The following is a 21,802-nucleotide window of genomic DNA, read 5'->3' on the forward strand; positions in this document are numbered from 1 at the left end:
CCGCAACCAAAGCCGCGATCCTGACAAAGTGGTGTGAGATAGCGCGAAATCGCTTGGAGCGGGCCTCCATACGGTTGTTACGGTCGGGGCGTGATCTCCCCCGAACTGACCCGGTTCATCGCCGGGCTGCCCAAGGCAGAGCTACACGTTCACCACGTCGGCGCGGCGTCACCGCACATCGTGGCCGACCTCGCGGCGCGCTACGAAGGCTCGACGCCCGTACCCGCCGATCCCGCCCTGGTCGAGAAGTTCTACGACTTCCGCGACTTCGCCCATTTCCTCCAGGTCTATCTGCAGGTCGTGGACCTCATCAGGAAGCCCGAGGACCTGTGGACGCTCATCCACGGCGTCGGCGGCGACATGGCCGCCCAGCAGGTGCGGTACGCCGAGCTCACCATCACCCCGTACCCCCACCTGGCCCGCGGCTTCGCGCCCGAGGAGTTCTGCGAGGTGATCGAGGACGCCAGGCGCCGGGCCGAGACGGACTTCGGCATCGTGCTGCGCTGGTGCTTCGACATCCCTGGCGACTTCGGGATCCCGGCCGCGGACCAGACGCTCTCCCTCGCGCTGGACCAGCGGCCGGACGGCCTGGTCAGCTTCGGGCTCGGCGGCGGGGAGAACGGAGTGCCCAGGGCGTGGTTCGCACCGCACTTCGCCGCGGCCCGCGCCGCCGGGCTCCATTCGGTGCCGCACGCCGGCGAGGTCAGCGACGCCCAGTGCGTCTGGGACGCCATACGGGAGCTCGGCGCGGAGCGGATCGAGCACGGCATCCACAGCGTGCAGGACCCGGCACTGCTGGAGCACCTGGCCGAGAACACCATCACGCTGGATGTCTGCCCCACCTCCAACGTCCGGACGGGGGCCGTGCCCGACCTGGCGGAGCACCCGCTGCCCGCGCTGGTCGCGGCCGGTGTGCCGGTCACGGTCAACACCGACGACCCGCCCATGTTCGGCACCGATCTCAACCGGGAGTACGCCGTCGCGGCCGAACTGCTCTCGCTGGACGCCGACGGCGTGGCCGACCTGGCGCGCACGGCCGTCCGGGCGTCCTTCCTCGACGGTGCGGGCAAGCGCGCCCTGCTCAGGGACATCGACGCCTATGCGGCTCAGAACTCGTCGGCGCCGCTCACCTGAGTGATCTCGAAGATGTGGCGAGAGGCCGCGCAGACGGTCTCCAGCACGTGGATCGGGAGATCGTCGGCCGAGTAGGCGGCCCGTACGATCTGGACCACCCACTCGCCGGGACCGAGATCGAGTGTGACCGCTTCCTCCCCTTCCGGTGGCCGGGCGATCAGATGCTCCTCCGCCCGGCCGAAGCGGTGTCCCAGGGCCTCGATCGACGCCTGAAGACTGGGGCGCAGGAAACCGGGCTCGACCAGCGCCGTCCCCCCGAACAGGTCGAGCCGCAGGAAGCTGGTGGCCACCCGCACCGGCACCTCGTCGGCGAGCAGCAGCTTGCGCCGGGCCAGCACCGGCGTCCCGGGCTCGACCCGCAGTCCCTCCGCCACGTGCCCCGGCGCGGGCTCCGGCCCGACGTACAGCATCGTGCGACCGGCCCGCACCCCCTGCCGCTCCGCCTCGGTCAGGAACAGCGAAGCCGAGGCCCGTACGGCGGGCTGCGACGGCAGCGACCTTCGCACCACCACCCGCGGCTCCCCCGCAGGCTCCACGCCCCGCTCTCCCAACTGCTCCCCCACCTGCTGCCCCTCCTGCCTCCTGGCATGGGACTCCCTCCCACGCACGTCACGACTCTAGGGCGTGTATCGAAAGCGCCGGTCACAGCCGCCCGTTGCTCTGAGGCAGGGACAAACCGCTACCTCAGCGGTGGATGTGGCGAGTACGGTGTGGCTGTAGGCCGGTGATCGCGTGCAGCGGCGGCTCACGGAGACAGACGCGCGGACACGAAGGAGCGAATGGTGCCAGGCGCTGTACTGCGAGGGGTGACTCTGGACTGTGCCGACCCGCAGACGCTGGCGGGCTTCTACGGTGCGCTGACCGGGATGCGCGAGCTCTTCAGTACGAGCGAGTTCGTCGCTCTGACGAACGGCTCCGGCTGTGATCTGGGATTCCAGCGGGTTGACGGATACCGGGCTCCGCAGTGGCCGGGTCAGGACGTGCCACAACAGTTCCACCTGGATTTCCGCGCTGACGACCTCGATGCGATGGAAGGGCTGGCGCTGGAACTCGGCGCGGCCAAACCGGACCATCAGCCCGGCGACGGACGCTGGCGGGTACTGCTGGATCCGGCTGGCCACCCCTTCTGCCTGACGTCTTCCTGACATCGTCGGCGTGACAGGTATCCCCCGTCAGATGCCGTAGCGCTCAGGCTTGGGCGAGCTGTTTGTCAGCTGCTCGCCGCCTCGGAGAGGGCATGGCGTCGAATGTACTGGTCACAGCCACCCGTTGATGGCCGCTACCAGGACGGTTGCCTCGTATCTGACCGCGAGTTTGTCGTACCTCGTGGCCACGGCGCGGTGTCTCTTGAGGCGATTGATGCCGCACTCGACTGCGTTCCGAGCCTTGTAGTCCTCCGGGTCGAACTTCGGTGGACGGCCACCGCGGGAGCCAAGTTTCCTTCGGTTGCGAGCCTGGTCGGCCTTGTCCGGGATGGTGCACTGGATGCCGCGTCTGCGCAGGTAGGAGCGGTTCTTGCGGGAGGCGTACGCCTTGTCGGCGCGTACTCGGTTCGGCGTGGTGCGCGCTCTGCCCAGCCCCAGGCGACGCACGCGGATCTTCTTCAGTACGGGTTCGAACTGCGGGGAATCGCCACGCTGCCCGGCCGTGATCACGATCGACATGGGTTTCTGGCCCTGCTCGACGGCCAGGTGCAGCTTGGTGGTCAGGCCGCCACGCGAGCGTCGGCCCAGACCGGCGGCCGGCCCGGCTTCGCGCCCATCGGCAACAACGGCTCCAGCCGGGCCCACTGCGTATCCGTCAGATCTCCACGTGCCACGGGACAAGATCATCCCGCCTTAAGATCTACTTCCGATACACGCCCTAGGTGACCCACCGGTGCACGCTGGTGCGGCCCGACAGAGATCGAGAAGGCGAGACCGGCTCGGTCAGGCCTCCTGACGCGGCCGCGCGGTCAGCCGGGTACCGGCGGCGAGGTGGTCCTGCAGGTCGGCGTGGCGGAACTGGTAGACCGGACCGACCACCCGCAGCAGTCCCAGCCGGTGCGCGTCGTCCAGGAAGTCCATCAGGTTCTTCGGGCACTTCCCCTGCTCGGCCAGGTGACGGACGGTGATCAGGTACGCGGGCCACACGCTGTGACGGAGCATGGTGAGCCCGAGCCCGAGCGCCAGGAAGGCGCCGGACAGGACGCCGAGCCTGATCCCGAACCAGGGTCCGTTCGCCAGCCCACCCACCAGGCCGGTGACCACCCCGCCCCCGACTCCCGGCACCACGCCGCACAGGATCGCGAGGGTACGGCTCGCCCGCCAGGCGTGGTACGGCGTGGTCGCCGCCGTGAGAGGAGTGGGCTGCTGCATCCACTGGATGAGCACGAGGCCCGGCCCGAGCGCGAGGCCCGCCCAGAACCCGGCCTTGATCGCGAGTCCGGGCTCCGCCTCCGCGACGAGTGCCGCCCCGGAGACGCTGACCATCCCGATCAGGATCCTGAGCAGGAGCACGATCGTGATCTGCCGGGCCAGATCCCGCACCCTGCCGCGGAACTCGACGCTGACCCGGCCGGGTGTCCCGGTGAACCCGCGCAGGGTGGCCGTCAGCACCCCGAATCCCGCGGCGAGGCCCACCGGAAGGGTGACCAGCGGATGAATCTCGCCCGCGAACGTGGCGACCATGCCGAAGATCACGCCGACGACCAGGCAGGCGGTGGTCGCCGTACGCCTGCGCTCGTCGGCTTCGAGCACCAGCCCGCCCAGGCGCCACCAGGCCAGGTCGCGGGTGCCGTTCTTGGAGAGCAGACGGGCCAGGTAGCCCAGGTGGCGGCGCGTCTCGCCGGCGTCCCAGCCATGCCTCGGCGTCAGTTCGGGCGGCCCGGTCCGGCCGGTCGGCGACGCACCGGGCGAACGGGCGGCGAGAAGCACCGGGATCAGGCCGTCCCACAGGTGGCCCCGCAGTTCGTCCGGATCCTGCCCCAGCCGCCCGGTCAACGGGGCCGGATCGGCATGGGGATCGATATAGACGGCACGCAGGAGCCACAGGCCAAGAGGGGTGGCCGTCAGCTGTGACAGCCCTTCCAGCTCTCCGGTGCGCAGGCCGTCCAGGACGTTCTCCCAGACCGGGCCGGGCTCCGGCGGCAGGCAGGTGCGCAGGTACCCTTCGGCGTCGGCCGGGGTGAGCGGCGCCGGCGCGATGACGGCCGCGGACGGCAACGGCTGCTTCGCGTCCTCGACGGCCTCGGCCAGTTCCTCCGTACGGCTGGTGAGGATGTACGACTCGGCCGCGTCCAGAGAGGCGTTGAGCGCCCTGACGATCGCGGCCCGGTGCGGGCGGGGCAACTCGTCCAGGCCGTCCATGACGGGCAGGATGTGGCCGCCCCTGACGAGTTCGCGGGCGACCCCGGAGCCGAACTCCGCCGAGCCCAGGGCCTCATAGCCACGCTCCAGGCTCCGGGTCAGCCATGAGTGCAGGTCCTCGGCCGCGGGGTCCCAGCTCGACAGCGACAGCAGCACCGGTACGGGATCGGACGGGTCGCGCTCCTTCCCTGTCAGTTCGAGCAGGAGCTGGATGGCCAGGGTGGTCTTCCCGGAGCCGGGGCCGCCGGTGATCACTAGACGACGCCGCCGGAGCTTGAGAAAGTCCCTGGCCAGCTCGGCGACGGCGTTGCCGACGCCTTCCAGCCTCCCCTCGCCGATCAGGTGCCGGTGATGCAGCAGGCCGGTGTCGTCGGTGAGCTGCCAGACCACCGGAATCGGGTCGGGCTCCAGCCCTCGGATCATCGATTCGCCCCGCCACGCGTCGCGCACCAGGGCGGTGAGCGTGTCCTTGGCCGCGGACACCTGATCGGGAAGGGTCACGCGGGGCGCGGCCCGGTTCCGCGCCCATCCCAGCAGCGCCACCCCGGAGGTCATCGCGGCCAGCGCGACCGCCACCGCATCGGCGACGTTCGGCGAATCCGTCGAGGACACGGCTCTGAACACCACGACGACGGCCGCGCCCAGCGCGGCCACGCAGAGCGCGGCGGCAGGGAGCACGATCCACGATCTGCGCCGGTTCACCCGCACATGATGGCGATCTCCCGGCGGACAGCACGGCCGATCGGCACTAACCGTTACCATCCGGATACTCCGGGCGGCAATTCGGCCGCCCGAAACAAGGCCGGCCATCACGGAGACCCTCAGACAACACGAAGGCCCACGGAGCGAGCATCCGCTCGCCGCGTGGGCCTTCACGTCCGGTGGAGGTGGCGGGAATCGAACCCGCGTCCTTCAACACCAAGACAGGACTTCTCCGGGTGCAGCCTGTTGCGCTTTTCTCAGCCCCGGCGATCACACAGGCGTGTCGCCGACGGGCTCAGTCACTGTTTGGTTTCCCGTACGGCCCCGTGACCGGGTCGGACGGTTGAGCCTCCTAGCGATGTCAGTTCCGGGCCGGAGGCACTCCCGGGCTGACAGAGGTTTTTCGCTGCTGCTTAGGCGGCGAGAGCCAGGGAAGCCTGGCTCACCTCAGTGCTCTTCTTATTGGCACTTAATTGTCGCGGTCACAGTGTTGACGGGGTTATGTCCGCAGTCCCCGACCCGCTTCCCCTGACTTGCAATGCCGAAGTCGAAACCGGTCACCCCCTGGTCGAGATCTCTCAGGCTGAGAGCCGGACCCGAGAGCCCGGCAACACAAGCTTACTCATGACAACACCCGCGACGCGACTTCGATTCCACCCACCGGAACCCGCCGCGAACCACCGGGACGCACAGGGACCCGCCGGGACGCCGAAGCCCCCGGAGCGCGGCGTAAGCGCGGCGCCCCGGGGGCCGACCGGCAGGGTCGAGCCGGTCCGGATGGCAGGGCTCCCCCCGAGATGGAGCCCTGTCCTCATCACGGCGACTGGGCCCGCAACCCCCCGAAGCGGGTCCCAGTCACCCTTGAAGACGCCGGTCACGTCCCCAATGGTTGCTCGCGCTCCCCGGTTTTCTCAGGCCGCGTTTTCTCAGGCCCGCACTGGCTCAGGTCAGCGCTGTCTCAGATCTGCGGCTGGGCGCCGCGGAAGAAGCCTCCCGCGACCGCCGGAGCGGCCCCCTGGTCGCCACTCTTCACCAGTACGGCGAGCGCCACGTCCCCCTGCCAGCCGACGAACCAGGACAGCCTGGTCCGCTCCTTCTTCTCCGCCTGGGTCACCTGGGCCGCCACCCCGTACACGGGCTCGCCGGGAGCGGTGGCGGGGGCCGCCGCGCCCGAGGTGACGCCGGCCCGCATGAGCGTGCGCAGCTTGGCCGTGACCGCCGGGTCCAGCGAAGTCGGCGCGACCGCGGGGGACCCGCCCGCCTCCTCCGCCACCGGGTCGGGGGCGGCCGGCGAGGTGACCAGTGTCGGCGGGCGCCAGGTGCCGGACTTGACGGCTCCCGCGACCAGGGCCATCGCGAGCGGGCTCACCTTGGCGCCCTGCCCAGCGATGATCTTCGCGACCGCGGCGTCGCCCTGGGCGGCGGGCACCGACCCGCTGAAGGTCCGCAGCGGCAGCTTCCAGCCGGAGCCGATCCCGAACTGCTGCGCGCTGCGGCTGATCGCCTGGCCGTTGATCCGGCGGGCCAGCGACGCGAGCGCGGTGACGCAGCCCTGGGCGAAGTCGGTCTGGAAGCTCGGCACCGTCACGCCGTCCACACCGGGCTGCTGGAAGCGCGCCCCGCCGACCGTCCGGTCGGAGCTGCACGGCACCTTCTGCTTGGGGTCGAGGCCCGCCCTGAGCAGCCCTTCGGTCGCGATGATCGAGAAGGTGGTACCGGCCGCGTACTTGCCCGCGAGCGCGTCCCCCTCCTGGTGGAGCTGGTTGGTGGAGACGGCGAGCACCTCGCCGGTGGACGCCTTGACGGCGACGAGAGCGGCCGGGCGTGACCCCGCGACGGCGGCGTCGCCGGCGCTCTGCAGGCGGCTGTCGATCGTGGTGCGGACCGGCTCGTTCTCCCGCCCGGGCCACGCCTTGAGCTCCTTGACCTGCCGCCCGGTGGCGTTGTCCAGCACGACGACCCGGGTCTCGGTGGAGCCGGTGAGCTGGTCCTGGTAGGCCTTCTGCAGGCCGTCCCGGCCGAGGGTGTCGCCGGCCCGCTGCGGCCCGCCGAGCCGCTGCTCCGCCTCCGGGGTGATGGCCGTGACGACCCCGACGATCTGCGTCGGCGACTTGGGGGCCACCGGCGCGTTGTCGATCTCGAACCGCAACCCGCCGATGGCCTCGAGCTTCGACTTGAGCTGGGCGAACTTCGTCCGGCCGAACGTCGCGAGCGGGACGAAGTCCTGCGGCGGCGACGACAGGACGCGGCTCAGCAGCCGGTCCTGGGCGAACCCGGTGATCTTCGACAGCTGCTCGCACAGGTGGGCGGGGTCCTTGACCTCGGCCGGGGTGACCCCCGCGACGTGCAGCATCGTCTCGTCCTGCAGGGGGTTGCCCGCGCGGTCGAGGATGGGCCTGCGGCCCTTGGGGACCGTGGCGACCGCGAGACGCTGCCCGGCGTGCAGGTCCGGGTGGATGACGCTCGGCGACCACCGCACCTTCCACTGCCCGCCGACCAGGTGCATCGGCAGGGCGCCGTCGTACTGCCAGAGGGGGTTGTTCTCCCCGAGATCCACCTCGGCGTGGAAGGCGGCCCGCGCGGTCTCGTCGTCCAGGCTGATCCCCTTGAGGGAGAAGCGGATGGAGGCGGCGTCGAGCTGGAGGCGGGCGTCCTCCAGCGCCTTCCGTACGGCCGCCTGGTCGCCGTCGGCCCGCCGCGCGGCGGCCGCGTAGTCCCCGGTCTGCCAGCCGACGAGGAAGTCGCGCACCGCCTCGTGGGGCGACGGCTCCTCGAAACAGCCGGTGAGCAAGGGCGCGGTCAACCCCAGGGCGAGCGCGGCCCGTACCACTCTGGCGCGCACGGTCTAGCGGCCCCCCCGGCGGCGGACCGCGTTGGACATCGCCCGCGACATCTCCCGGGTGGCCTGCTTCTCCATCAGCGTCTGGCGCTTGTCGTAGTCCTTCTTGCCCCGGGCGATGCCGATCTCGATCTTCGCCCGGCCGTCCTTGAAGTACATCGACAGCGGGATCAGGGTGAGGCCCTTCTCCTTGAGCGTCGCGTCCAGCTTGCCGATCTCCTTGCGGTTCAGCAGGAGCTTGCGGGTGCGCCGGGCGGCGTGGTTGGTCCAGGTCCCCTGGCTGTACTCCGGGATGTACACGTTGATCAGCCAGACCTCGCCGCCCTCTACCGAGGCGTAGCCGTCGGTCAGGTTGGCCTTACCCGCCCGCAGGGACTTGACCTCGGTGCCGGTCAGCACGAGCCCGGCCTCGTAGGTGTCCTCGATGAAGAAGTCGTGCCTGGCACGCTTGTTCTGGGCGATGAGCTTGCGCCCGGTCTCACGTGGCATAAGGGGAGCCTACCGTCGCCGCGAAGGGCGAAAACGAGCTACGACGGGCTACGCGGTGCGCGGAACTCACACCCGCAGGTAGCGGCGCAGCGTGACGAACGAGGCGAAGACACAGATCAGCACGCCGATGGCCATGGTGCCGGTGATCACGCCGGCGACGGTGTCCCAGCCGAGGGGTGCCACCATGTACGTCTGGATCTCCTCGAAGATGAAGATCTTGACGAGGATCAGCAGGACGCCGGAAAGGACGCCGCCGATCAGGCCCGCGATCAGCCCCTCCATCACGAAGGGCAGCTGGATGTAGATGTTGGACGCGCCGACCAGCCGCATGATCCCGGTCTCCCTGCGGCGGTTGTACGCCGACAGCCGCACGGTGTTGCCGATCAGCAGGGTGGCCGCGAAGACCATCAGGATCGCGATGCCGAGCGCCATGTTGCGCAGGGTGTCCATGAAGCCGAAGACCGACTGCAGCAGGTCGCGTTCGTTGACGACGTTGGAGACGCCGGGCTGCCCCTTGAGGTTGCTCGCGACGACCGTCGCCTTCTCCGGGTCCTTGAGCTTCACCCGGAAGGACTCCGGCATGTCCTCGACCTTGGTCACCGACAGCAGCAGGGTGTTGTTCTCGGTGTTCTGCCAGTTCTTGTACGCCTCGGCCTGAGTCTCGAACTTCACCGACTCGACCTCGGGCAGGCCCCGGATGGTCTGCTCCAGGTTGCCCTTCTCCTCCTGCGTGACCGCGCCCTTGTTCTTGCACGCGTCGAAGGGCGAGCCCTTCACACACAGGTAGACCGACAGCTCGACCTTGTCGCTCCAGAAGCCGGTGAGCTTCGAGACCTGAGAGTTGATCATCAGTCCGACGCCCAGCAGCGCCATGCCGACGGCGACGGTCACGATCACCGCGATGGTCATCGTGAGATTGCGCCGAAGGCCGATCCAGACCTCGGAAAAGATGAAGTTGGCCCGCATGGTCCCAGTTACTCCTAATACGCCTGGCCGTACACGCCGCGCGACTGGTCTCGGACGATCTTGCCGTCCTCGAGCTCGACCACGCGCTTGCGCATGGAGTCGACGATCGCGGCGTCGTGCGTCGCCATGAGGACGGTCGTGCCGGTCCTGTTGATTCGGTCGAGCACCTTCATGATGCCGATGCTCGTGGCGGGGTCGATGTTTCCGGTGGGCTCGTCCGCGAGCAGGATCATCGGCCGGTTGACGAACGCGCGGGCCATCGCGACCCGCTGCTGCTCGCCGCCGGACAGCTCCTCCGGCATCCGGTGGGCCTTGCCCTCCAGGCCGACGAGCTCGATGACCTCCGGCACGACCTTGCGGATGAACCGGCGCGGCTTGCCGATGACCTCCAGGGCGAACGCCACGTTCTCATAGACGTTCTTGTTCGGCAGCAGCCGGAAGTCCTGGAACACGCAGCCGATGCGGCGGCGCAGGTGCGGCACCTTGAAGTTGGACAACTTCGCCAGATCCTTGCCGGCCACGTGGATCGAGCCGGAGTTGGGCCGCTCCTCCTTCAGGACCAGCCGGAGGAAGGTGGACTTCCCCGAGCCTGACGGACCGACCAGGAACACGAACTCGCCCTTGTCGACATCCACGCTCACGTGGTCGAGGGCGGGCCGGTTTTGGTTCGCGTAGACCTTGGTGACATTATCGAAATGGATCACGGGCGCATCACGGCTAGCCAGTCTAGGGGGTGGGACGGCCGGTGCGGGGGTCGCCGGTCACTTTGCTGTCGATCGACGTTCCGTTTGGCCGAAGGCCAGTCTAGGGGTAACACTGGCATGGAACGTCCATAACGGAAACAAAACGATTAGCCCTCGAGCGATGGGCCGGTAAAGCTGCTATGAGCTGCGAACATCTGATCTGCGCCGCGTGCGCGGGCCCCGTGGTGGAGGGCCGCTGCCCCGTCTGCCGCGAAGGCCGCGCCAAGTTGCACAACCACGGATTCCTGGGGCTGACGCCCCTGACCATCACGTTGATCGTGCTCCTCGTCGTGGCCCTGGTCGCGACGGTCGGACACGTCAGCGGCTACTGAGACCGCCGGTTTCTACTGGGCGTCGCCGGCTTCCTGGCGGCGCATCCAGCGGATCTCGCCCTCGATGAACTCGTCGAGGTCGCCGTCCAGCACGGCGGAGGGGTTGCCCGCCTCCACGCCCGTGCGCAGGTCCTTCACGATCTGGTACGGGTGCAGCACGTAGTTGCGGATCTGCGTGCCCCATGACGTCGTCGACTCACCGCGCAGCTCGTTCATCGCCGCGGCCTCCTCCTGGCGCTTGCGCTCCAGCAGCTTGGCCGAGAGGACGGCCATCGCCGTCGCGCGGTTCTGCAGCTGGGACCGCTCGTTCTGGCAGGAGACCACGATCCCGGTCGGGAGATGGGTGATCCGCACCGCCGAGTCGGTCGTGTTCACGCCCTGGCCGCCCGGCCCGGACGACCGGTAGACGTCGATGCGCAGGTCGTCCTCGTTGATGTCGATGTGGTCGGTCTGCTCGACCACCGGAACGACGTCCACGCCCGCGAAGGAGGTCTGCCGGCGGCCCTGGTTGTCGAACGGGCTGATCCGGACCAGCCGGTGGGTGCCGTGCTCGCCCCTGAGCGTGCCGTACGCGTAGGGGGCCTTGACCGCGAAGGTCGCCGACTTGATGCCGGCCTCCTCGGCGTAGGAGGTCTCGTAGACCTCCGCCGGGTAGCCCTTGCGCTCCGACCACCGCAGGTACATCCGCAGCAGCATCTGGGCCCAGTCGGCCGCGTCGACGCCGCCCGCCTGGGAGTTGATGGTCACCAGGGCCTCGCGGGCGTCGTACTCGCCCGCCAGGAGCGTGCGCACCTCCAGCGCGCCGACCTCGGCCCGGAGCGCGGCGAGCTCCTTCTCGGCTTCGGCCAGCGCGTCCTCGTCGCCCTCCTCGGCCGCGAGCTCGAACAGGACCGGGAGGTCCTCCAGGCGCCGGCTCAGGCCGTCGACGCGGTTCACCTCGGCCTGGATGTGGGAGAGCCGGCTGGTGACGCGCTGCGCCTGGTCCGGGTCGTTCCACAGGTCGGGCGCGGCAGCCTGCTCCTCCAACTCGGCGATCTGCTTGCGCAGGGCGTCGAGGTCGAGCACGTCCTGGATGCCTCTCAGCGTGCCGCCAAGCTCGTTGATCTCTTCGGCTGGATCGATGACTGCCACGTCTGTAAAGGGTACGCGAACCGGAGACCCTGTCAGGCAGCGCGCCTCGATAGCATGTGCATCGATCGCATCGGGAGGCTGGCGTGAACGGGGTCGTTCGGAGTGCGCTGGCTCTCGCCCTCCTGGCGTCCACGGTCCTCGCCTGCTCGGGCGGGGAGCCGCCGCGGGCCCCGGCCGCGGCCGTCTCCACCATGCCGGGCGACGGGCATGGCGGGCAGGGCGGTTGGCAGGGCGCGAGCCCGGCGCCGTCCCCCTCGCCCTCCGCGTCGCCGAGCCCGCCCGCCCTGACCCTGAAGGACGCCTCGCGGGCGCTCGACACGTTCCTGGAGACCGACGAGGTGCTCAGGGCGGCCCACGCCGACCGCTGGGTGTACCAGCTCACCCAGGACGGCCAGCGCCCGATCACGATCGCCGAGATCCGTACGCAGGGCGGCCGGCGGCCGGTCCGCTACCGGTGGGACCACCGCACGGTGCTCGTGCCCCGGCAGAGCGGCGCGGCCCAGTGGTTCGCGGCCACCGCCGAACGGCACGGCGGGCAGGACGGCAAGCAGGGCGGCCCCCGCATCGGCGTGTTCGTCTTCGTCCGGCAGGGTCAGGACGGCCCGTGGCGCAACAGCTTCGCGTCGCTGCTCAACTCCGGCGAGAAACCGCCCGCGGTCGAACTCGACGCGGAGGGGTACGCCACCTCCCTCGGCTCGCGCGACTCGTCGGTGGCGATCAGCCCCAACCTGATGGGCCCGCTGCACGCGACGGTCGCCGAGGAGGGCCCCAAGGGGTACGCCTCCGGGCTGATCGCCCCCGGCCCTCAGACCACCGGCTTCTACGACCAGATCAGCAGGACCAAGGCGCAGCTGAAGAACGACGACTGCATGGCGTACGAGTCGATCTTCGCCTCCACGCCGAACTATCCGATTTTCGCGCTGCGCGCCCGGGACGGCGGCGCGCTGACGATGTACACGCTGATCCGGACGTCCTCGTGGATCACCAGCGCCCAGCCGGGCCAGGGTCAGGGGATCAAGTGCGGCGAGGGCCGCCCGCTGGCGGTCCCCGCCGCCGCCCGATGGCTGCTGAGCCCGACGAAGGACCTCTTCATCCACCAGAAGCGGCAGATCGTCGAGACCCAGCAGTACGTGAGCGCGGTGCCGCCCAAGGCGTCCACCGCGCCCGTGCACGTCGTCGGTTACCAGGGCCTCGTCACCGGCGGCTTCAACCGCTGAGAGGAGCGGCTGAGGGAGCTACGCCTCCGCGTGGGGCAGGTTGCTGGTGGAGACCAGCGTCCGCACCGCGCGCAGCGCGACCGACAGCGTCGCGAGGTCGAAGGTGTCGCTCTCCCAGATCTCCGACAGGGTCTGCCGTGACCGGGTCACCGCGGCCTGGTTGGCCTCCGTCCAGCTCGCCAGCCGTTCCTCCGGCGACAGGCCCGGCCGGCTGTGGATCAGCACGTCCCGGGTCAGCGTGGCGTGGGCGGCGTATAGATCGTCGCGCAGCGCCGCCCTGGCCATCGAGTTCCACCGGCTGTCGCGCGGCAGCGCGATCACCCGTTCCCGCAGCCGGGCGAGCTGGAGCCGGTCGGCGAGGTCGAAGTAGACCTCGGCCACCTCGCTCACCGGCCTCCCGACGTACGTCGCGATCTCCACGAGGTCGAAGGTCGAGTAGGCCGGCACCATCGCCGCGACCCGCTCGGCCAGGTCCCCCGGCACGCCCCTGGCCGTGAAGGAGTCTCTGCGCTCCTCGTACGCCGCCAGGTCGGGGCCGGTCAGCAACTTCGGCAGGTGCGGCAGCAGGCCGCCCGCGCCGTCGATGAAGTGCCGCGCCGTGGAGGCGAGGTCGAGCGGGGGCCGGCGGTTGCCGAGCAGCCAGCGGGTGCCGCGCTCGGACAGCTTGCGGCCCTCCAGCAGCATGGCGAGCTGGGTCGCGGTGTCGACCTCGTTGTCCAGCGCCTCGACCTGCCGGACGAATGACGGCAGGTCGAAGACCTCCCGGGTGACCAGGTAGGCCCGCACGATGTCGGGCGCGGAGGCGCCGGTCTCCTCGCCGAACCGGAAGACGAAGCTGGTGCCGCCGAAGTTCACCACGTCGTTGACGATCCGGGTCGTGATGATCTCCCGGCGGAGCGGGTGGGAGTCCATGTAGGGCCGGAGCCGGTCACGCAGCGCCGAGGGGAAGTACGACACCAGCCACGACGCGAGCGACGGGTCGTCGGGGGTGTCCGACTGCAGCAGTTCCGCGTCCACGACGAGCTTGGTGTAGGCCAGCAGCACCGCGAACTCGGGGTTGGCCAGCCCCAGCCCGGCCTGGCGCCGCTCGGCGAGCACCTTGTCCGACGGCAGGAACTCCAGCTCCCGGTTGACCAGCCCGGCGCGCTCCAGCCTCCGCAGGTAGCGGGAGTGGATGTGCAGCATCTCCGGCGCCTGCGCGCGGGCCGCCGCGAGCACCACGTTCTGGGCGTAGTTGTCCTCCAGCACCAGCCGGCCGACCTCGTCGGTCATGTCGAGGAAGAGCTGGTTGCGCTGCTTGTCGGTCATCTCGCCGTCGCGGACGACCTGGTCGAGCAGGATCTTGATGTTGACCTCGTGGTCGGAGGTGTCCACGCCGGCCGAGTTGTCGATGAAGTCGGTGTTGATCAGGCCGCCGTTCAGCGCGAACTCGATCCGCGCGCGCTGGGTGAAGCCGAGGTTGCCGCCCTCGCCCACGACCTTGCAGCGCAGGTCGGCGGCGTTGATCCGGAGCACGTCGTTGGCCTTGTCCCCGGCGTCGGCGTGGGTCTCCGACGACGCCTTGACGTACGTGCCGATGCCGCCGTTCCACAGCAGGTCGACCGGCGCCCGCAGGATCGCGTTGATCAGGTCGTTGGGGGCGAGCGCGGTGACGCCGTGGGGCAGGCCGAGCGCGGCGCGCGCCTGCGGGGAGAGGGGGATCGACTTGGCGGTGCGCGGCCACACACCGCCGCCCGCCGAGATCAGCGACCTGTCGTAGTCGGCCCACGAGCTCCGGGGCAGCCCGAACAGGCGCAGCCGCTCGGCGAAGCTCCGCGCCGCGTCGGGATCGGGGTCGACGAAGACGTGCCGGTGGTCGAAGGCCGCCACGAGCCGGATGTGCTCCGACAGGAGCATGCCGTTGCCGAACACGTCGCCGGACATGTCGCCGATGCCGGCCACGGTGAAGTCGGTGGTCTGCACGTCCACCCCGAGCGTGCGGAAGTGGTACTTCACCGACTCCCAGGCGCCCTTGGCGGTGATGCCCATGGCCTTGTGGTCGTAGCCGACCGAGCCGCCGGAGGCGAAGGCGTCGCCGAGCCAGAAGCCGTACTCCTTGGCCACTCCGTTGGCGATGTCGGAGAACGTCGCGGTGCCCTTGTCGGCGGCCACCACGAGATAGGTGTCGTCGCCGTCGTGCCGCACCACGTCCGGCGGCGGCACGACCTCCCCCGCGACCAGGTTGTCGGTCAGGTCGAGCAGGCCGGAGATGAACTGGCGGTAGCAGGCGACGCCCTCGGCCATCATCTCGTCACGCCCGCCCGAAGGCGGATTCTTGACGACGAAGCCGCCCTTGGACCCGGTCGGCACGATGACGGTGTTCTTCACCATCTGCGCCTTGACCAGGCCGAGGATCTCCGTGCGGAAGTCCTCCATGCGGTCCGACCAGCGCAGACCGCCGCGGGCGACCTTGCCGAAGCGCAGGTGCACGCCCTCGACCCGGGGCGAGTACACGAAGACCTCGTACTTCGGCCGCGGCAGCGGCAGCACGCTGATCGCCTGCGGGTCGAACTTCAGCGCGATGTACGGCTTGCGCCTGCCGGTGACGAACTGGCTGCCGGCCGCCCCCGCGTCGCGCCCGTCCGTACGGTCGGCCTGGAAGACGTTGGTGCGCAGCGTCGCCTGGATCATCTCCAGGTAGGCCCGCAGGATGCGGTCCTCGTCGAGCGAGGCCACCTCGTCCAGCGAGGCGAGGATCTCCTCGGTCAGCGCGTCGCAGACCTCGGGCCTCGCGTCGTCCGGCCGCCGGGGGTCGAGCCTCGCCTCGAAGAGCCGCACCAGCAGCCGGGCCAGCCGCACGTTGCCGCGCAGCACCCGCTCGATATACGACTGGCTGAACGTGCTCCCGGCCTGCCGCAGATACTTGGCGTACGCCCGGAGGATCTCGGCCTGCTCCCAGGTCAGCCCACCGGCCAGCACGAGCGCGTTGAAGCCGTCGTTCTCCACCTCGCCGCGCCACAGCACGGCGAACGCGTCCTGGAAGAGCCGCTTGAACTCGTCGCGGTGCACCTCGTCGGAGGGGGTGTAGCGCAGGCCGAAATCGTAGATCCAGGCGTCCTTGGTGGCGGGGTCGTGGTCGAGGTCGATCTCGTACGGCCGCTCGTCCACCACCTCGACGCCCATCCGCTGGAGCAGCGGCAGCACCCGCGACAGGGAGATCGGCGCGCCCAGCCGGTAGACCTTGAACCGGCGCTCCCCCTCCGCCGCGCCGTACGGCTCGTAGAGGTTCATGCCGATGGCGTTCGGCTCGTCGCCGAGTGCCTCCAGCCGCTTGAGGTCGGCGACCGCCGTACGGGCCGGGAAGTCGGCCTTGTAGCCCTCGGGGAAGGCGACGCCGTAGCGGCGCAGCAGCGCGGGCGCGTCCTCCTCCGGGCACAGCTCGTTGATCGCGTCGCTGAGGTCGTCCTCCCAGGTGCGGGTGGTGGCGGCCAGCCGCGCCTCCAGCTCCTCCACGTCGACCGGCTTCTCGCCGAGCGGCCTGCCCCGCTCGCCGCGGATCACCACGTGCAGCCGGGCCAGCGCCGACTCGCCGATCGAGGTGCTGTAGTCGAGCGAGGTGCCGCCGAGGGCCTTGAGCAGGATCCGCTGCATCTCCAGGCGGACCTTGGTGGTGTAGCGGTCGCGCGGCAGGAAGATCATGCAGGAGATGTAGCGGCCGTAGTCGTCGCGGCGCAGGAACAGCTTGACCTGCTTGCGCTCCCTCAGCCGCAGCACGCCGAGCGCGATCGGCAGCAGCTCGTCCGCGGGGATCTGGAAGAGCTCGGCGCGCGGGTAGGTCTCCAGGATCTCGATGAGGTCCTTGCCGTCGTGGCCGTCGGGCGACAGCCCGGCCCGGTCCAGCACATCGGCGAGCTTGCGCCGCAGGACCGGGATGCGGGAGATCGACTCGTTGTACGCCACGTGGGTGAACAGCCCGAGGAACCGGCGCTCGCCGATCACCTCGCCCTCGGGCGAGAAGACCTTGATCCCGATGTAGTCGAGGTAGTGGGGCCGATAGACGGTCGCCCGGCTGTTGGCCTTGGTGACGATCAGCAGCTGTTTCTCCCGCGCCCTCGCGCGGACCTCCGGCGGCAGGGCGGCGAAGCTGGCCGATCCGGCCTTGTCGGCCCGCAGGATGCCGAGCCCGGTGCCGGTCAGGGCGCGCAGCGCGGCGCCGCCGTCGGTGTCCTCGAGCCGGTACTCGCGGTAGCCGAGGAACGTGAAGTGGCCGTCGGCGAGCCAGCGCAGCAGCTCCACGCTGTCCTCGACCTGCGCGGTGTCGAGCGGCGGCGGCTCGGCCGACAGGTCGTCGGCGGTCCGCACGGCGAGCGCCCGCATCTTGGCGAAGTCCTCGACCGCGCAGCGCACGTCCTGCAGCACCCGCTGCAGGTCGCCCTCCAGCTCCTTGAGCACGGCGGGGTCGGACTGCCGGTCGATCTCGATGTGCATCCACGACTCGCGGATGATCTGCCCGGTCACGTTCTCCTGGTCCGGGCCGAGCAGCCTGCCGGTCATGTCCCGGCGCACCCGCATCTGCGGGTGGATGAGCAGGTGCGTGCCGATCTCGTGCCGGTCCAGCTCGGTCGTCACCGAGTCGACCAGGAACGGCATGTCGTCGGTGACGATCTGGACCACCGTACGGCCCGGATCCCAGCCGTACTCTTCGAGGGTCGGGGTGTAGACGCGCACCAGGGCGCGGCCCTGGGGGCGGTTCTGCGCGAGGTGGCGGTGGGCCGTCGCGGGCCCGTACACATCCACCGGGTCGCGGTCGGCCAGGTCCTCAGGAGGGACGTTCCGGTAGTACCGCCGCAGGAAGGCCAGGGGGTCCTCCCCATCCACGTGCGGCGCTCCCGGCGCGTGTGCGCAGGTCTCGGCGGCGGTGCGGAGAAGCGCCTCCAGCGCCTCATCCGATTCCTGCCGGTTCAGCGCCATCTCGAGCGGCATGTTGCTAACTCACTCCCTTGTGAGGATTTCAAAGCCAGGCCCGTAGTTCCCATAGGAGGGGGAAGAAGTGCAAACGCGTCCGCCCCCGGAGATAAGGTGCCCCAGACGAGCCGCCGGTACCCGATTTCGTCCCGATTTGGCGCTCGACCATCTGTACGTGTCGCATCCGCCACATCGCGGTCGTCTCGTCATGGGTGAGGAGATCCTCGGCCAGGTCCCACAGATCGTCGTACGATCCCCGGTCGCGGGCCACGGCCAGCAGGGAGTCCATGATCTCCTCGTCGGAGACCGGCAGGCCACGCTGGGAGAGGGCGGTGAGATAAGCATCCCACAGCGTGGGCTCGGCGAGCCGACGCCGCAGCCTGGCGATTTCCGCGTCGTCCGCGCCCCGCAGCCGGCCGAGAAAGGAGGGGTCCTTGGCGCCCGACAGGAACTCGAGCTCCCGGAACTGCACCGACTGGAAGCCGCTCGCGGGGGCGAGCACCGATCGGAACTCCAGGAAGTCCTGCGGCGTCATGGTCTCCATGACCTGGACCTGGTCGACCAGGACCTGCTCGACCGCGTGCACCCGGCGGAACAGGTGCCTGGCCCGCCACAGCGCGCCCTCGGCCATCGCGTCCCTGATCCGCTCCAGCTCGTGTAGCAGGAGCTTGAACCACAGCTCGTAGACCTGGTGGACGGTGATGAACAGCAGTTCGTCGCTGGCCCCGGATTGCTGCTCCTGCTGGGCGAGCAGCTCGGGCAGCCGGAGGTAGCCGCCGTAGGACAGGCGCCCGCCCTCCTCGCCGAAGCTGCGCGGCGGGGGCAGCACGTCTCCCGACCCGGCCCGGCCGTACGGCGTCGCAGGCATTCCCCACCCCTCAGGCGGCACGGCGCTCTCGCTCCCCATTGAACGAAAGCCCGCACCACGGCCCCGATATCACCCCATGACATCACAGACGTCAACTCGGCGCACACCGGATCTACGCGGGGGTCCGCGCCCGGCCGGGGCGGCGGGAGACCGCCACCCCCGCCAGGCACAGGGCCCCTCCGGCCAGCGTGAGCAGGCCGGGAACCTCGTCGAGCAGCAGCCACGACATGAGCACCACCAGGGCGGGCACGAGGTAGGTGGTCGCGCCCATCCGGCCGGCCGTCGTACGGGCCAGGGCGAAGGCCCAGGTGGTGAAGGCGACGGCGGTCGGTCCGACGCCGAGATAGAGCATGTTCAGCGTCGCCGGCAGCGGGGCGCGCGCCACCTCGGAGACGAGGACCCCCGCGAAGGGCAGGCAGGCCGCCGCCCCGATCAGGCAGCCGAACGTGGTCACCTGCAGCGCCCCCGCGTGCCGGAGCGCCGGCTTCTGGACGACCACCCCGCCCGCGTACGCCGCCGCGGACAGCAGGCACAGCACCACGCCGAGCAGGGAGGAGCGGCCACCGCCCGACATGGAGAGCCCGACGACCACCGCGCCGGCGAACGACACCGCCATGCCGGCGAGCAGCGGGCGCGGCAGACCCTCGCCGAGCAGTCTGGCGCCGAGGAGCGCGATGAGGATCGGCCCGATGTTGACCAGCAGGGCCGCCGTGCCCGCGTCCACCTCCCGCTCGCCCCAGTTGAGCAGGACCATGTAGCCGCCGAACCAGAGGACTCCCGAGCAGACGATCCCCGGCCAGGCGGCACGGGCCGGCCATCCCTGGCGGCGGACCAGCGTGATCACGCCCAGCACGAGGGCTCCGGTGAGGAGCCGTCCCAGCGCAAGGGCTCCGGGAGAGTAGGCCTCTCCGGCGCTGCGGATCGAGACGAAGGCCGAAGCCCACAACAGGACCGTGACCCCCGCGGCCGCGAGGGCGGCACGAGCCGCGGGACGGAGGGGCTGCTGGTGAGTGGTCTCTTGGGGGTGAGGCTCTTGGGGGCGGTCGGCGCGCGGTTCGGTTCTCACCCGGCCCACGTTAGGACCAGGACGTTTCGCCAGATACCGAAATTTCCGGACCTGGATGACCGCCCCGCAAACCGGACGACAGCCGCGCAAGCTGGTGCGCTGTCCGCCAACGTTCACCGGGGTGGAGGGAGCGGAGCGGAAGGGAGCGAGGACCGCGAGCGTTGCGCCCAGCGAAGTGGGCTTCGCGAGGACCGGAGGTTCCGCGCAGTGACCGACCCGGCCAGGGTCCGTGGACATCCCGCTGGACGACGGCCCCGCAAGCTGGACGGCCCGGCGTTCCGCCCCGCCTGCGTCGCCGCGGACTCTTCGGCCGCGACCGCAACGTGGGTGCCGCATCCTGAAGCCATGCCGTCCACGCAGTCCACGCAGTCGATGCCGTCCATGCCGTCTTCGGAGCGGGTCACCTCTGGTCTGGCCGCGCTCGCCGCGCTCCTCGCCGACGAGACGCGGGCGCGGTTCTGCCTGGCGCTGCTCGACGGCCGGGCCTGGACGGCGGGCGAGCTGGCCCGGCACGCCGGAGTGGCCCCCTCCACCGCCAGCGCGCACATCGACCGGCTCGTCGAGGGCGGGCTGCTCGCCGCGGAACGGCAGGGCCGGCACCGCTACGTACGGCTGGCGGACGCCCAGGTGGCCCACCTGATCGAGGACCTCGCGGCGCACGCCGCACCCGGGCACGGGCGGTCGGACCGGCCGCGCACGTTGCGGGCCGCGAGCGCGGCCGGGGCGCTGGCGCGCGGCCGCACCTGCTACGACCACCTGGCGGGCCGGCTCGGCATCACCGTCACGGAGGCGATGACCGAACGCGGGTTGTTGCGCCAGGACACCGGCTTCGCGCTCACGGACGCCGGGCTGCGCTGGTTCGCCGGCCTGGGAGCGCCCCTCGCCCCGTCGGGCCGGCGTCCGCTGGCGCGCGGGTGCCTCGACTGGACCGAGCGCAGGCCGCACCTGGCGGGGATCGCCGGAGCGGCGCTGTGCCGTCACGCGCTGGAGGCGGAGTGGTGCGAGCGGATCGGCTCGACCCGGGCCGTCAAGGTCACCGCCGAGGGCGAACGCGCGCTGGCGGAGCTGCTCGGCGTCCCGGCGGCGGCCCTGCGTTGATAGGGGTGGGCGCTGGCCTGGGCCGGGTGCTGACCGAAGCGGGCGGAACGCCGGGAGCATCGCGAGCGCCGGGAGCCGGCGGGATCAGGGGATGGTGCGTTCCGAGGGGATGGAGCCGTCCTTGAAGGCGTCGAGCATGCCGGGCAGGTCCTGTGTCTCCAGCAGTTCCGCCCGGCACGGCGCGCAGTCGTCGAGGTGCCGCTCGAACTCCTCGGCCTCGTCGTCGTCCAGCACTCCCAGGGCGTACGCTGCCACGTCGAAGTGCGGCGACGACGCGGACATCAGCTGGCCACCCCCCTCTCCTTCAGGGCCGTACGAAGTGCGCGCATGGCGTAAAAGAGCCTCGACTTCACGGTACCCGGTGGGATGCCCAGAACTTCGGCCGCTTGGCTTACTGTCCGGTCGCGTAAGTATGTCTCTTCGATAACTTCCCGGTGCTGGGCGGACAGGTTCCGCAGCGCGTCCGCGACCACGATGGCCGCCAGCGTGCGGTCCGCGCCATCCGGCACGGCAAGGCTGTCCTCTTCGGGAGCCTCCACCTCCCTAGGCCGGACGCCGCGCCGGCGGCGTCCGTCGATCACGATGCGGCGGGCGACGGTGAGGAGCCACGCCCAGAGCAAGGGGGGCTCCCATGTCAGCTTCGCCGAGTTGCGCCAGGCACGCACCAGCGTCTCCTGGACGACATCCTCAGCCCATTGCAGGTCGTTGCCGGTCGTCTTGCGCACCTGACGCAGCAGCGGACCGCCGAACTCGCGGTAAAGCTCCCTGATCAGGAGATCCTCCCGATCGGGGTCGTCGTAGTCATTGGAGTCCAGACGCACGAACCGGCTGTCGAGTTGTCGACGCACGGCCACATATTTGCACCAGCGTTAGTTGTTCGTACACCACATCCGTAACTCCAGTTATTTCTGACTACGTCCTGAACC

At 70.3% G+C, this 21,802-nt stretch carries 18 protein-coding genes and 1 other RNA gene; 5 read left to right on the plus strand and 14 right to left on the minus strand.

What is annotated here, in order from left to right; translation table 11 throughout:
* The first annotated feature begins 90 nt into the window (after positions 1 to 90).
* On the plus strand, positions 91 to 1,134 hold the full coding sequence (locus tag F5972_RS01115) for an adenosine deaminase (protein WP_225311076.1): 1,044 nt from the start codon (positions 91 to 93) through the stop codon (positions 1,132 to 1,134).
* Here F5972_RS01115 and F5972_RS01120 read toward each other — a convergent pair.
* Positions 1,107 to 1,742: a GntR family transcriptional regulator gene (locus F5972_RS01120; protein ID WP_150930181.1), complete on the minus strand. Its 636-nt coding sequence runs from the start codon at positions 1,740 to 1,742 to the stop codon at positions 1,107 to 1,109. The genes F5972_RS01115 and F5972_RS01120 overlap by 28 nt on opposite strands.
* Positions 1,743 to 1,940: 198 nt before the next feature.
* Between F5972_RS01120 and F5972_RS01125 the strand changes: the two genes are divergently transcribed.
* Positions 1,941 to 2,279, plus strand: coding sequence for a VOC family protein (locus F5972_RS01125; RefSeq protein WP_225311077.1), 339 nt, complete (start codon positions 1,941 to 1,943; stop codon positions 2,277 to 2,279).
* A 111-nt stretch (positions 2,280 to 2,390) separates the two neighbouring features.
* Here the strand turns inward: F5972_RS01125 and F5972_RS01130 are convergent, their stop codons facing one another.
* From F5972_RS01130 to ftsE, 7 genes are all read right to left on the minus strand, one after another.
* Entirely contained in the window at positions 2,391 to 2,924 is a 534-nt protein-coding gene (locus F5972_RS01130; protein WP_404803024.1) for an IS5 family transposase, read from the minus strand.
* A 138-nt stretch (positions 2,925 to 3,062) separates the two neighbouring features.
* Positions 3,063 to 5,183, minus strand: a complete 2,121-nt coding sequence (locus tag F5972_RS01140) for an NACHT domain-containing protein (protein WP_191909886.1) — start codon at positions 5,181 to 5,183, stop codon at positions 3,063 to 3,065.
* Positions 5,184 to 5,360: 177 nt separating this feature from the next.
* Positions 5,361 to 5,748, minus strand: a transfer-messenger RNA (tmRNA) gene (gene ssrA / locus F5972_RS01145).
* 393 nt (positions 5,749 to 6,141) lie between these two features.
* A complete protein-coding gene (locus F5972_RS01150; protein ID WP_150930187.1) occupies positions 6,142 to 8,025 on the minus strand; it encodes a penicillin-binding transpeptidase domain-containing protein in 1,884 nt (627 codons plus the stop codon).
* Positions 8,026 to 8,028: 3 nt separating this feature from the next.
* Entirely contained in the window at positions 8,029 to 8,511 is a 483-nt protein-coding gene (gene smpB, locus F5972_RS01155; protein ID WP_150930189.1) for an SsrA-binding protein SmpB, read from the minus strand.
* A 66-nt stretch (positions 8,512 to 8,577) separates the two neighbouring features.
* Positions 8,578 to 9,477 (minus strand): permease-like cell division protein FtsX, encoded by a 900-nt coding sequence (gene ftsX / locus F5972_RS01160; RefSeq protein ID WP_150930192.1) that lies wholly within the window; start codon positions 9,475 to 9,477, stop codon positions 8,578 to 8,580.
* A gap of 14 nt (positions 9,478 to 9,491) precedes the next feature.
* Positions 9,492 to 10,181, minus strand: a complete 690-nt coding sequence (ftsE, locus tag F5972_RS01165; protein ID WP_111699428.1) for a cell division ATP-binding protein FtsE — start codon at positions 10,179 to 10,181, stop codon at positions 9,492 to 9,494.
* Positions 10,182 to 10,360: 179 nt separating this feature from the next.
* Between ftsE and F5972_RS01170 the strand changes: the two genes are divergently transcribed.
* The gene (locus tag F5972_RS01170; RefSeq protein ID WP_150930194.1) at positions 10,361 to 10,552 is read left to right on the plus strand and encodes a hypothetical protein; all 192 of its coding nucleotides are present in this window, start codon (positions 10,361 to 10,363) and stop codon (positions 10,550 to 10,552) included.
* Positions 10,553 to 10,564: 12 nt separating this feature from the next.
* Here the strand turns inward: F5972_RS01170 and prfB are convergent, their stop codons facing one another.
* Positions 10,565 to 11,683: a peptide chain release factor 2 gene (prfB, locus tag F5972_RS01175; protein WP_150930196.1), complete on the minus strand. Its 1,119-nt coding sequence runs from the start codon at positions 11,681 to 11,683 to the stop codon at positions 10,565 to 10,567.
* An 83-nt stretch (positions 11,684 to 11,766) separates the two neighbouring features.
* On the opposite strand from prfB, the gene F5972_RS01180 reads away from it, so the two are divergent.
* On the plus strand, positions 11,767 to 12,900 hold the full coding sequence (locus tag F5972_RS01180; RefSeq protein WP_150930198.1) for a hypothetical protein: 1,134 nt from the start codon (positions 11,767 to 11,769) through the stop codon (positions 12,898 to 12,900).
* An 18-nt stretch (positions 12,901 to 12,918) separates the two neighbouring features.
* On the opposite strand, the gene F5972_RS01185 is transcribed toward F5972_RS01180, so the two are convergent.
* From F5972_RS01185 to F5972_RS01195, 3 genes are all read right to left on the minus strand, one after another.
* Complete coding sequence (locus tag F5972_RS01185; RefSeq protein ID WP_150930200.1) at positions 12,919 to 17,862, minus strand: NAD-glutamate dehydrogenase; 4,944 nt, start codon at positions 17,860 to 17,862, stop codon at positions 12,919 to 12,921.
* A 28-nt stretch (positions 17,863 to 17,890) separates the two neighbouring features.
* On the minus strand, positions 17,891 to 18,712 hold the full coding sequence (locus tag F5972_RS01190) for a tryptophan 2,3-dioxygenase (protein ID WP_150930202.1): 822 nt from the start codon (positions 18,710 to 18,712) through the stop codon (positions 17,891 to 17,893).
* 112 nt (positions 18,713 to 18,824) lie between these two features.
* Entirely contained in the window at positions 18,825 to 19,778 is a 954-nt protein-coding gene (locus F5972_RS01195; protein WP_150930204.1) for a DMT family transporter, read from the minus strand.
* 381 nt (positions 19,779 to 20,159) lie between these two features.
* Between F5972_RS01195 and F5972_RS01200 the strand changes: the two genes are divergently transcribed.
* Entirely contained in the window at positions 20,160 to 20,876 is a 717-nt protein-coding gene (locus F5972_RS01200) for an ArsR/SmtB family transcription factor (RefSeq protein WP_150931215.1), read from the plus strand.
* Between the two features lie 84 nt (positions 20,877 to 20,960).
* Here F5972_RS01200 and F5972_RS01205 read toward each other — a convergent pair whose 3' ends face one another.
* Positions 20,961 to 21,158, minus strand: coding sequence for a zf-HC2 domain-containing protein (locus tag F5972_RS01205; RefSeq protein WP_111699420.1), 198 nt, complete (start codon positions 21,156 to 21,158; stop codon positions 20,961 to 20,963).
* The gene (locus tag F5972_RS01210; protein WP_225311078.1) at positions 21,158 to 21,724 is read right to left on the minus strand and encodes a sigma-70 family RNA polymerase sigma factor; all 567 of its coding nucleotides are present in this window, start codon (positions 21,722 to 21,724) and stop codon (positions 21,158 to 21,160) included. The genes F5972_RS01205 and F5972_RS01210 overlap by 1 nt, the downstream gene beginning before the upstream one ends.
* Between the last annotated feature and the right edge of the window lie 78 nt (positions 21,725 to 21,802).

It is taken from the genome of Microbispora cellulosiformans (assembly GCF_008728085.1).
GTDB classification, from domain to species: Bacteria; Actinomycetota; Actinomycetes; order Streptosporangiales; family Streptosporangiaceae; genus Microbispora; species Microbispora amethystogenes.